General features: G+C 67.8%; 12 protein-coding genes. 10 read left to right on the forward strand and 2 right to left on the reverse strand.

All coding sequences use genetic code 11. The annotated features are described in order from the left end of the window. The first annotated feature begins 169 nt into the window (after positions 1-169). A complete protein-coding gene (locus ACYVF3_RS19540; protein WP_461155673.1) occupies positions 170-496 on the forward strand; it encodes a hypothetical protein in 327 nt (108 codons plus the stop codon). Positions 497-501: 5 nt separating this feature from the next. Continuing rightward, complete coding sequence (locus ACYVF3_RS19545) at positions 502-807, forward strand: iron-sulfur cluster-binding protein (RefSeq protein ID WP_461155674.1); 306 nt, start codon at positions 502-504, stop codon at positions 805-807. 6 nt (positions 808-813) lie between these two features. Here the strand turns inward: ACYVF3_RS19545 and ACYVF3_RS19550 are convergent, their stop codons facing one another. Continuing rightward, the gene (locus tag ACYVF3_RS19550) at positions 814-2,760 is read right to left on the reverse strand and encodes an aconitate hydratase (RefSeq protein ID WP_461155675.1); all 1,947 of its coding nucleotides are present in this window, start codon (positions 2,758-2,760) and stop codon (positions 814-816) included. A 632-nt stretch (positions 2,761-3,392) separates the two neighbouring features. On the opposite strand from ACYVF3_RS19550, the gene ACYVF3_RS19555 reads away from it, so the two are divergent. The 6 genes from ACYVF3_RS19555 to ACYVF3_RS19580 all read left to right on the forward strand — a co-directional run bounded on the left by ACYVF3_RS19555 (position 3,393) and on the right by ACYVF3_RS19580 (position 9,255). After that, the gene (locus ACYVF3_RS19555; RefSeq protein ID WP_461155676.1) at positions 3,393-3,686 is read left to right on the forward strand and encodes a hypothetical protein; all 294 of its coding nucleotides are present in this window, start codon (positions 3,393-3,395) and stop codon (positions 3,684-3,686) included. 13 nt (positions 3,687-3,699) lie between these two features. Continuing rightward, positions 3,700-4,929, forward strand: coding sequence for a cupin domain-containing protein (locus tag ACYVF3_RS19560; RefSeq protein ID WP_461155677.1), 1,230 nt, complete (start codon positions 3,700-3,702; stop codon positions 4,927-4,929). Positions 4,930-4,946: 17 nt separating this feature from the next. Next, positions 4,947-5,810: a sucrase ferredoxin gene (locus ACYVF3_RS19565; protein ID WP_461155686.1), complete on the forward strand. Its 864-nt coding sequence runs from the start codon at positions 4,947-4,949 to the stop codon at positions 5,808-5,810. A gap of 405 nt (positions 5,811-6,215) precedes the next feature. Continuing rightward, a complete protein-coding gene (locus tag ACYVF3_RS19570) occupies positions 6,216-6,629 on the forward strand; it encodes a nitroreductase family deazaflavin-dependent oxidoreductase (protein ID WP_461155678.1) in 414 nt (137 codons plus the stop codon). A 52-nt stretch (positions 6,630-6,681) separates the two neighbouring features. After that, positions 6,682-7,140 (forward strand): SgcJ/EcaC family oxidoreductase, encoded by a 459-nt coding sequence (locus ACYVF3_RS19575; protein ID WP_461155679.1) that lies wholly within the window; start codon positions 6,682-6,684, stop codon positions 7,138-7,140. A gap of 732 nt (positions 7,141-7,872) precedes the next feature. Next, positions 7,873-9,255 carry an NAD-dependent succinate-semialdehyde dehydrogenase gene (locus tag ACYVF3_RS19580; RefSeq protein ID WP_461155680.1) on the forward strand — a complete coding sequence of 461 codons (1,383 nt, stop codon included), beginning with the start codon at positions 7,873-7,875 and terminating at the stop codon, positions 9,253-9,255. A 78-nt stretch (positions 9,256-9,333) separates the two neighbouring features. Here the strand turns inward: ACYVF3_RS19580 and ACYVF3_RS19585 are convergent, their stop codons facing one another. Beyond that, complete coding sequence (locus tag ACYVF3_RS19585) at positions 9,334-9,807, reverse strand: SRPBCC family protein (protein ID WP_461155681.1); 474 nt, start codon at positions 9,805-9,807, stop codon at positions 9,334-9,336. Between the two features lie 463 nt (positions 9,808-10,270). On the opposite strand from ACYVF3_RS19585, the gene ACYVF3_RS19590 reads away from it, so the two are divergent. Both ACYVF3_RS19590 and ACYVF3_RS19595 read left to right on the forward strand, forming a co-directional pair. Further along, positions 10,271-10,426 (forward strand): DUF6131 family protein, encoded by a 156-nt coding sequence (locus ACYVF3_RS19590; protein WP_461155682.1) that lies wholly within the window; start codon positions 10,271-10,273, stop codon positions 10,424-10,426. Positions 10,427-10,496: 70 nt separating this feature from the next. Continuing rightward, on the forward strand, positions 10,497-10,682 hold the full coding sequence (locus ACYVF3_RS19595; RefSeq protein ID WP_461155683.1) for a hypothetical protein: 186 nt from the start codon (positions 10,497-10,499) through the stop codon (positions 10,680-10,682). Positions 10,683-10,720 lie beyond the last annotated feature (38 nt).

The raw sequence follows: 10,720 nt of genomic DNA on the forward strand, positions 1-10,720 counted from the left end.
TCGAGGCTGGGTAACGGCTTGTGGAGTCACGGTGAGATGCCTCGGACAGGACTGCCCGGGGCTTGGTTGACGTGGTGAACGGTCCCAGGCTTCGTCACCCCGGCTGGTGTGAAGGTCAGGCGGGGATGGTTTGACGCTCGGAGGATAGCTCGGACTTGATGGGTGAGACGTGGTCGAGCTGGGAGTGTCGTCGCTGGCGGTGGTGGAAGGTATCGATCGGCGTGAAGAGCCCATCGGATTCGTCTGCTGTCGCCACGACTTTCAACAGATTGGCCTTGACCTGGCCGGCAGACCGGCGATATCCGCGAGCCGCATCGGTTCGCCGTCGAAGTTCACACCGACCGCGATGCAGATCTGCGCGGACCTGGCGATCGGGTTCGGCATCGGGCACCATCGCGTCTGGGCAGCTGCAGACCATGTTCACCACCTCCGATACGGGCGCCGCTCGGCGGCGAGCGTGGAAGGACGAGGACGTGCGCTGGTGGTGCGGAGCTGAGCATCGTGACCGACGCGGAGGGCACCAGCTCGGTCTCCGCTCTGCGCGAGCGTTCGCACCGCGCGTTCGACAGCGACCGGCCGCAGCAGATCCTGACCAGCGGCTCCGAGCGGCTGACCCGGTTGGCCCCGGAACTCGCCGCGCGATGGCACGCGGGCGCGCAGGTGTCGATCGAGGCTCACATGGCCTGCGGGCTCGGCTACTGCCACGGCTGCGCCGCCGGAGACGGCGGCAGCGCGCACGATGCGCCGCTCGTCTGCCGCGACGGGCCGGTGTTCGGCGTGGGCAGTCAGCCCGCGCGGGAGTCGTAGAACGGTTCAGCCGTTGCTGGCGCCGGATGCCAGCAGCGGGATCACGCCGCCTGCGATCACCGCCTCGACCTGTCGAGGGGACAGTCGGTGGCGCACTCGGAAGGTCCGGTCGCGGGTGGTCTGGTGCACGTCGAGTTCGTCGCCCGTCGACAGGTGGTTGCGCAGGTCGTCGATGAGGAGTGTGTCGTCGACCGCGATGTCGTCGTAGTCGTCGGGCTCGGTGAACTCCAGCGGCACGATGCCGAAGTTGGCGAGGTTCTGCCAGTGGATTCGTGCGAAGGACTTCGCGATCACGACCTGCAGTCCGAGGTAGCGAGGTGTGATCGCGGCGTGTTCCCGGGAGGAGCCTTGCCCGTAGTTGTGCCCGCCGACCACGATGTGGCCTTCGGGGTGGGAGCGGGTGCGGTTCGGGTAGTCGGTGTCGATTCGCGTGAAGGTGTGCTCGGCCAGCGCGGGGATGTTGGAGCGCAGCGGCAGCGCGCGGGCGCCCGCCGGGGAGATCTCGTCGGTCGAGACGTGGTCACCGGCCTTGAGCAGGACCGGTGCCTCGAACCTGTCGGGCAGCGGTGGGAAGTCCGGAAGAGCGGATATGTTGGGTCCTTTGACGAGTTCCACCGCGCGTGCCTGCTCCTCCGGGAGGGGGCGCACGAGCATGGCGGTGTTGACCGATGCGTTGTCCGGGAGCGCGAGTTCGGGGTAGTCCTGGTCCGCATCGCGCGGGTCGGTGATCACGCCGGTGAGCGCTGAGGCCGCTGCGGTCTCCGGGGAGCACAGCCACACCGAATCCTCGCGCGTGCCCGACCGGCCGGGGAAGTTGCGCGGAAAGGTGCGCAGGGAGTTGCGCCCCACCGCAGGTGCCTGCCCCATGCCGATGCACCCCATGCAGCCCGACTGGTGGATCCGCGCACCGGCAGCGATCAAATCGAACGTCGCGCCCATGCGGGTCAGGTCTTCGAGGATCTCCCGCGAGGTGGGGTTGACGTCGAAGCTGACCGCGTGATGGGTCTGGCGGCCGCGGACGATGGCCGCGGCGATGGCGAAATCGCGGAGCCCCGGGTTGGCGGAGGAGCCGATGACGACCTGGCTGACCTCGGTCCCGGCGACTTCCCGCACCGGTACGACGTTGTCCGGGGCGGAGGGGCGGGCGATCAACGGCTCCAGCGCGGACAGATCGATGTGGTCCTCGACGTCGTAGACCGCGCCGGTGTCGGCGGCCAGCTCCAGGAAATCGTCCTCGCGGCCCTCTGCGCGCAGGAATTCGCGGACCGCGGAGTCTGAGGGGAAAACCGTGGTGGTCGCGCCCAGCTCGGCGCCCATGTTGGCGATGACGTGCCGGTCCATCGCCGTGAGCCCGGCCAACCCGGGTCCGTGGTACTCGATGATGCGGTTGACCCCACCGGAAACTCCGTGTCGGCGCAGCATCTCCAGCACCACGTCCTTGGCCGAGACCCATCGCGGGAGTTCCCCGGTCAGCCGCACGCCCCAGATCTCGGGCATCCGCACGCGCAGGGGGTGGCCGGCGATCGCCAACGCCACTTCCAGGCCTCCGACGCCGATGGCGAGCATCCCCAGCGAACCCGCCGCGCAGGTGTGCGAGTCGGATCCCACCATGGTCTTGCCGGGCACGCCGAAGCGCTGCATGTGGGTGGGGTGCGAGACCCCGTTGCCGGGCTTGGAGAACCACAGGCCGTAGCGCTGGCTGGCCGACCGGAGGAACTCGTGGTCCTCGGCGTTCTTCTCATCGGTCTGCAGCAGGTTGTGGTCCACGTACTGCACGCTGATCTCGGTCCGGGCGCGGGAGAGCCCCAGCGCCTCGAGCTCCTGCATGACCAGCGTGCCGGTCGCGTCCTGGGTGAGGGTCTGGTCGATGTTGAGGGAGATCTCGGAGCCGGCTGAGAGATCGCCGTCGACCAGGTGCGAGGCGATGAGCTTGTGGGCGAGGTTGCGGGCCATCGGTATCTCCTTCCCGCGGGGTTCGGCTACCCGATCTTCTGCTCCCGGTTCGTGCTCGTTCCGCCTCGCGCCGAGTCGGTGGCCGACGAGGTCCATGTGGTGCCAACCCTGTCATGGGCGTCCAGATGGTGCTCGTAGGTTTTGCCCGCACGTACCGCGTTCGGAGATCGTCACCACCGACATGCCACACCGTGTGGGCTCGGCTGGCCGGCTTGTCGTCGCGATTGCTGGCCGGTCTCGTTCGATTAGGTCGTCACATCAGTGATGACTGAAATTGATCCGTTGGCGTCGCGGAAGCGGTGCGTCCATCGCTCTTGTCCGAATGTCGCGGGGCCGAGGGTGCTCCGCGCGAGGTTGTGCCGCCTGCGCCTGCGAACTCATTCCCCGGGCGCGCAGTCAGGCGCGACAGGCCCTGCTCGGTCGTCGAGCACTGGGCTGCGGTGAGCACGACGTTGTGTTGTCCTTCGACGGTAGGAACTCATCGCGCGCCAGGGCTGAGCTCCTCTGCCGGGCCCGCAGCTCGAGGGACCGCGGCTGGCCGATGTGGAAGCCACGACGCTTGTCTTGAGGCATACCTCGGTTCTCAGCGGGGTATGTCCTGGGCATTGGGCGCAACTCGGAAAGGAAGGCTGATGATGGCACTCTCCGACGACGACATGAACACGACAGGCAGTTCGCCGGAAGGTCCCGCGGACTCCGGTGCGGGTCGCGGCACGCCGGGACAGCACGACGGCGGAGCCGATGGCGGGGCCGACAGCGGGGCGGAGGGTCCTGCCGACTCCGGTGCGGGTGGCGGAGAGCCAGGTCAGCACGACGGAGGGGCCGACGGATCGGCAGAAGGTCCTGCCGACTCCGGTGCAGGTCGCGGAGAGGCGGGACAGCACGACGGAGGGGCCGACGGTGGGGCCGACCGCGGAGCCCGCTGACAGCACTGGGTCCGTGGACAGTTCCAGCGCTGTGCCGGGGGCACTCGCGCGCGTCGTCGGCGGAGACGTGAACGCGTTCCGCGATCGGCATTGGGGTCAGGAACCCCTGCTCGTGCGCGAGGCCGATCCCGGCGCGTTCGGCGACCTGCTGGACCTCGACGGAGTCGACGAGTTGTTGTCCTGTCGAGGTCTGCGCGTGCCGTTCCTGCGGCTCGCCCGGGACGGTGCGGTGGTCGATTCGGCTTCGTTCACCGGTCCCGGTGGAGTGGGTGCGGAGATCGACGATCAGGTGCGGGACGACGCGGTCGCCGCGTTGTTCGCCGAAGGAACCACGGTGGTGCTCCAGGCCTTGCACCGCTCGTGGCCGAGCGTGATCGACTTCTGCACGGTGCTGGCCGAGGAACTCGGTCATCCCGTGCAGACCAATGCGTACGTGACGCCACCGTCTTCGCGTGGATTCTCCGCTCACTACGACGTGCACGACGTTTTCGTGCTGCAGCTCGCCGGGCGGAAGCATTGGCGCGTGCACGCTCCCGTTCAGCCCGACCCGCTGCGGAATCAGCCTTGGACCGGGCACGCGCAGGCCGTGGCTGCTCGGGCGCGCGACGCTCCCGTCATCGACGCGGTTCTGGAACCGGGCGACGCCATGTACCTGCCCCGCGGATGGCTGCACGCTGCTACCGCGCTCGGGGACACCTCAGCCCACCTGACGGTGGGGGTGCACGTGCTCACGCGGTACAGCCTCGTGGAGGCGTTGACAGCGCTCGTGGCGCGGGAACCGGGGCTCCGAACGTCGTTGCCCCTGGGCATCGACGTGTCCGACCCCGACCAGCTCGCTGCGCACCTGGACCCGGTGCGCGAGAGAGTGGCGGCAGCGCTGCAGGACGTATCGGCCGAGGACGTGGCGCGCCAACTCCGCGGCCGGGTGTGGTCCGGTGGGCGTCCGGAGCCGGTGCGCCCGGTGGCCAACGCCGCTTTCACCGACGGTCTGTCCACCGGCGACTCCGTGCGACGACGCGCCGGGCTCGGCTACCGGTTGACGGCACGCGACGGGCTGGTGGTGTGCGAACTTCCGGATCGCGAGATCTCGTTCCCAGCGGCCACCGCGGCGGCATTGCGCGCGCTGCTCCAGGGCGGCACCGTCCAGGTCGGTGGTCTGCCGGAGCTGGACGAAGCCGATCAGCTCGTGCTGGTGCGCCGGCTGCTGCGCGAGGGCGTGCTCAAACCGGCCAGCGGATCCTGAAGCCCTCGCTGATGCCGATGTGGCACCGCTGTTCCCAAACCGCCTACGCAGCAGGCGATCCCCGCGAGGGATCAGCGCCGCCGGCACAACGCTGGCTCTTGATCGAGCATCCCGGACCGTGGGGGTTCAACGGCCTCACCGACTCCGGCCTCCCGCCTGCCACGGTGACCGCGCTGTCCGAATGGGCCGCCGCCGAGGAGGCTCGAGTGGCGCTGGTGCGCCGTCCAGGGCGCCAGGTGCCGGGCAGTCGCACTCGTCGCTGGTTCCGGGTGGACTCGCGTCCGGGGCAGGAGTCGATCCGCACCGGCACCGCGGCTTCCGACGACGAGCTGGCAGCTGCGCCCCGCGCGCCCGGGAAGGCCGTCTCCGAACCGATGAGCCTGGTTTGCACCCACGGGCGCCATGACCCGTGCTGCGCGGTGTACGGCCGGGCGGTCGCCTCCGCGCTCGCGGAGGCGGAACCGGAGAACACCTGGGAGTGCAGCCACGTCGGCGGGTGTCGTTTCGCTCCTGCGCTGGTGTTGCTACCGCACGGCTACGCCCTCGGTGGGATGCCGGTCGGGGAAGCGGTCGCATCCGCGCTCGATTACCGCGCTGGCAAGCTCCACCCGCGTTGGGTTCGCGGCCGGTCTTCGCTCCCTCCCGCTGCGCAGGCCGCCGAGCACTACGCTCGGGTCGCCACCGGAACCGAGCGCCTCGACGCCCTGCGGCTGCTGCGCGCTGCTCATGAGGGGAACGGGTACTGGCACGTGCGACTGGCCGACCCCGACTGCACCGTGCAGCTGCGCGAACGCTGGGTCGAGTTCGGCCGCCCACTGACGTGCGCGGCGACCTCGCCCGGAAGCATGCGCGTCTTCGACCTGCTCGCGTTGCATCGGTGACAGCAGCTGTTTCAGGACCGGCCCGCTCGGCGGTGCGAGTGCGGTCCCACTCCTGAAACAGCCGCTGTCGCCGCGAACTGTCCGGGGAGCGGCCCGCCTACCAGGCCGACTTCGCCCCCACCCGCGATCTCGTCCCGGGCGTGCGCGATCTCCCGGCGTGGGCGCAGCGCCGCTGACGCCGGATGCGGAAGCCGAGTCGGCTGCCCGGGCGGTGTGGCCCGGGCGAAACGCCGACCCGCGAGCCTGGCGAGGAGCACCGGCCTGCGGCACTGTGGTCGGCGTAGAGATGTTTCCAGCCTCGCGGTGGGTGGAGCAGTTCGTTCAAAGCCCGGGGGCTCGGATCAGTCCAGATGCGTCGATCGTCAGCACCCGGACTCGGCCACGATCAAGGAGTTGGATCGCACCGTGACAGATGCAGCCGACTGGAACACCCAGATCATCGCGGAATTCCGCTCCAACGGCGGACGCGTCGGCGGTCAGTTCGACGGCGCGCCGATGGTGTTGGTGCACCACGTGGGCGCGAAGAGCGGAACGCAGCGGGTGAACCCGATGATGTACCGGAAGGTCGGCGATGCCTACGCGGTGTTCGCTTCCGCTGCGGGGGCGGACAAGAACCCGGACTGGTACCACAACCTGCTGGCCCATCCGGACACCGAGATCGAGGTCGGTACCGACACGGTTGCGGTGCGCGCCCGGGACCTCCCTCGCGAGGAGCGCGACCCGATCTGGGATCGCCAGAAGCAGGACTACTCGGGTTTCGCCGAGTACGAGGCGAAGACGTCGCGCGTCATTCCCGTCGTTCTGCTGGAGCCCCGGTGACGACCGCGATCCCGCGCGCGGTTCGGCATCGCGGCACGTCAGGAGGCTGAGCGTGGCGATCGCCGTTCCGGAGCAGATCGCGGACCGGTTCGCGGCGGCGTGGAATGCGCGAGATGCCGCCGCGCTCGCCGCATTGTTCGCCGACGACGCGGACTTCGTGAACGTCGTCGGCCTGTGGTGGGAGAACCGGGAGGACATCCGCCGTGCGCACGACTACGGTCTGCGCACGTTCTTCCGCGACTCCACCATGTCCGTCCGCAGGACGAAGGTGCGAGAGCTGGCGGAGGGTCTGGCCGTCGTCCACGCCAGGTGGCGGCTCACCGGGCAGCTCGCTACGAGTGGCGGCGAGGCCGACATCCGCTGGGGGATAATGGTGTTCGTGGTGGAACGCCGCGGGGCCGAATGGATCGCGGTAACGGCGCACAACACCGACATCGTCCCCGGCAGCGAGAGCATCGCCGCCGAAGGCCGGGCGCGGCACGCCGTTTCCTATCGGAATTCCGGCCGGTGATCATGTGCCTTCGGCGAGTGCGAGGTTCGAGGCCTTCTCGAAGGGGTACTCGGCGTGGGGCAGGAGTGCTTCGCTCTCGTCGGCCCATGCGGTTGGTCGGAGCCCCAGCCGGACATGTAGAAGCCGCAGACCGGTGAGCTGTCGACCTCGACGATGAGTGTTGGTCCGTCGGGCTCGTTTTCGATCGCGTAGTGGTCGGGGTGAGCGGTGATGAGGACCTGCTCGTCGTCATCGCCTGGTTCACCCGTGCCATGCCAGGAAGGCCGGTGGCGCTTCCAGGATCCAGAAGTCGCTGGGATCGGAGATCGGACGCGCATCTGCCGGCTCGAAACCTGAGCGGCGAAGCATCGATTCGAACTCGGACAGGGTGCGCTCCCGGCCTCCGACGTCGACCAACATGTTCAGGTCGGACAGGCAGGGCGCAGTTCGGGTCCCCCAACTTCCTGTTGTCGTCGATCCACGTTCTGCTGTGAACCGCGCCTCCATCGGGGCTGCCGGTGATCCTCTCCTCGCAGCCAGCACTTCGTCCCGGTCCTCTCCTGGAACTCAGCGATCGGATTGGTCTGCGGTATGAGGGTGTTGGCGCGTGTGAGCCGGCCAGCACCGGGGTATGGCGAGGGGAGCAGGCAAGTGGCCGCAGGGCTTTTGGCCCTCGGTCGCAGGTGACCGGTCACTCGCTCGTCAGGAGGAATGACCTGGCTGAAGTGGCCGCCAACTACGTGAGCGGAGTCCATGAGTACGTACGTGATTGCCAATCCGGCCACCGGAAAGATCGAGCAGCAGTTCGACGAGTTGAGCGATGGGGCCGTGACCGAGGTCGTGGGCCGATCGGACGGTGCCTACGCCGACTGGCGAGCGACACCGGCGGCGGAGCGCGCGCAGAGCCTGATGCGGGCGGCCGATGCCTATGACGCGCGCCAGGACGAGTTGGCCAAGCTGATCTCGATCGAGATGGGCAAGCCGATGAAGGAAGCGGTGGGCGAAGTCCAGCTCGCTGGCGCGATCTACCGCTGGTACGGCGAGCACGGGCCGGAGTTGCTGAAGCCGGAGGTGCTTGATCCGCAGGGAGCCGAGGAGTCGCTGGTGCAGACCGTGCCCATCGGCTCGCTGGTCGGGGTGATGCCGTGGAACTACCCCTACTACCAGGTGGCTCGATTCGTCGCACCGAACGTCATGGTGGGCAACACCATCATCCTCAAGCACGCGCGGATATGCCCGGGCTCGTCGGAAGCCATGGCCGAAATCCTGCACGATGCCGGTGTGCCCGAGGACGCCTACATCAACGTGTTCGCGAGCAACGACCAGGTCGCCGACATGATCGCAGACCCTCGCGTGCGCGGGGTTTCGCTGACCGGCAGTGAACGGGCCGGTGCGTCGGTGGCCACCACAGCAGCGAGGAATCTGAAGAAGTCCGTCCTGGAATTGGGCGGCTCCGATGCGTTCATCGTGCTCGATGACGGTGATGTCGAGCGGACCGCGACCATCGCCGCTCGGGCACGTCTGTCCAACACCGGCCAGGCCTGCAACTCTCCCAAGCGGATGATCGTGCCCAACGAGAAGTTCGATCAGTTCGTCTCGACCGTCACGCAGGCCTTCGAGTCCGCTCAGGTGGGTGATCCCACCGACCCGAGCACGCAGGTCGGCCCGCTGTCCTCGATCACCGCCCGCGACGGCGTGGTGGAGCAGGTCCAACGCGCGGTCGAGCAGGGCGCCACGCTGCACACCGGCGGTGACGCGCTCGAAGGGGAAGGAGCCTTCATGCGGCCGGCCGTCCTCACCGGCGTCACCGAGGACATGGACGCCTACGCCGAGGAGATCTTCGGGCCCGTGGCCGTCGTGCACGGAGTGGAATCGGCCGACGAGGCCGTCCAGTTGGCCAACGATGTTGGCTTCGGGCTCAGCGGATCGGTGTGGGGCAGCGACATCGACCGAGCCCAGCGGATCGCCGACCGGCTCGAAGTGGGAATGGCCTACGTCAACGAGCACGGCACCACCCTGCCCGGTCTGCCGTTCGGTGGGGTGAAGCGCTCCGGTTTCGGCCGTGAGCTCGGTCGCTGGGGCATGGGCGAGTTCGTCAACACCCGACTGCGTCGGACCTCCAAGACCAAGAAGTAGCGCCAATACGGAGGAATGTGCGGGCGAGCTGGTGCGGCCTGACCGACTGATGCTGGGGAGGGCGCGTTCATCGCGGTTCTACGTGGACTGTTGTTCCACATGTCTGGCGAGGATTCCCAGCGTGGCGCGCAGCCCGGACTCCGGGATGACGGGGAAGATGCCCTTCTCGCGGTACTGCTGCTCGATCTGGCTCCAGTCGTAGTAGGACGTCACCAGCGTCCCGTTCTCGCTCGGTTCGAGCTGATAGCCGTAGAGGTGCTTGATCGGGGGCTGGACGGTCCCGGATATCGTCCACTCCAAGTGCCGGTCCTGCTCGAAGCGGGTGATGAACACCCGGACGTCATAGGTGCCCATCGGGTAGTCGTTGAGGGCCTCGCGGTCCATGTGCACCAGGAAGTCGTCGCCCACCCGCCGCACAGGCTCTCCCTCGGCGGACTGCAAGATCCCTGAGCTGTCGATCGTCACGTGCCCGGTCGGCTCGCACAGCAGCGCGAAGATCCGCTCCGGAGATGCTGCGACCTGTCGGCGCACCTCGAATCGCTCTGTCGTCATGGGCGTCAGCCTGGCACGTCGTGCGGCGAGGTGCGCTGGGTTCGCGGAAGGTCCCGAGTCGTACGGGTCTGCTCAGGAGTTCGGTGGCCACCCGATGCGTCGAGGAGTGGAAGGCCACCATGTGGGCCCTCTTGGCGTGATGACCGGGAGGCGCGTTCCTCGTCGGAGAGCACACCTGCTCAGGCATCGTCGCCGATTCCCATTCTCGCCTGGGTTTTCCGGGCACGTTCGGCGGCGGCACTGGCCCCGTCGTGCCGTGCCAAGAGGTCGCTGCTCCAACCGAATGGCGTGGAGGTCGAGGACCCACTGCGGTGAAGGGCAACCCTTCGAATGGGTTTTGCGATTTCAGGCGGCCGAGAGGCCAATGCCTGTCGTTATCAGTTTGCAACACCTCGCGTGGCTACCCGGCGCCCTTCGTGGGTATGAAACCAGGACGTCCGCACGCTACGTAAAGGGAGCAAAAATGATCACCCTCGGGATCATCCTGTTGATCTTAGGTCTCGTTCTGAACATCTCAATCCTCTACACCGTCGGAGGAATCCTCGTGGTGGCCGGGTTGATCTTGTTCGTGTTGGGGCGTATGGGCACCAAGATCGGCGGACGAAGCCACTGGTTCTGACGGGGACGGAACGCGTTGCGGGTGACAGCACGGTCGGCCCCTCAAGGTGAAGTCGTAGAAAGTTGGCAAGGTGGCGAAGGACAACAAGCCCGTCAGCAAGCCCAAAGAGGACAAGAACCAGGCCAAGGGCGCGAAGGAAGCCCAGGCCGAGTTGAGTGCCGACTTCGTCGGCGCTGATGTCGATACGAGTCGCGCGCTGGAGATGGCACAGCGGTCAGCCCTCGAGCTGAAGCCTGAGAGCCTGTTCCTGAACTAGCGAGTGAGGCGCTTGCTGATGGTGTGGATCATGGCCCA

The sequence above is a fragment of the Saccharopolyspora tripterygii genome, assembly GCF_054778355.1.

Bases quoted from the DNA above. Each gene is read 5' to 3' on its own strand.
- ACYVF3_RS19550 (WP_461155675.1), bottom strand. From the start codon at position 2,760: ATGGCCCGCAACCTCGCCCACAAGCTCATCGCCTCGCACCTGGTCGAC.
- ACYVF3_RS19555 (WP_461155676.1), top strand. From the start codon at position 3,393: ATGATGGCACTCTCCGACGACGACATGAACACGACAGGCAGTTCGCCG.
- ACYVF3_RS19565 (WP_461155686.1), top strand. From the start codon at position 4,947: ATGTGGCACCGCTGTTCCCAAACCGCCTACGCAGCAGGCGATCCCCGC.
- ACYVF3_RS19580 (WP_461155680.1), top strand. From the start codon at position 7,873: ATGAGTACGTACGTGATTGCCAATCCGGCCACCGGAAAGATCGAGCAG.
- ACYVF3_RS19585 (WP_461155681.1), bottom strand. From the start codon at position 9,807: ATGACGACAGAGCGATTCGAGGTGCGCCGACAGGTCGCAGCATCTCCG.
- ACYVF3_RS19590 (WP_461155682.1), top strand. From the start codon at position 10,271: ATGATCACCCTCGGGATCATCCTGTTGATCTTAGGTCTCGTTCTGAAC.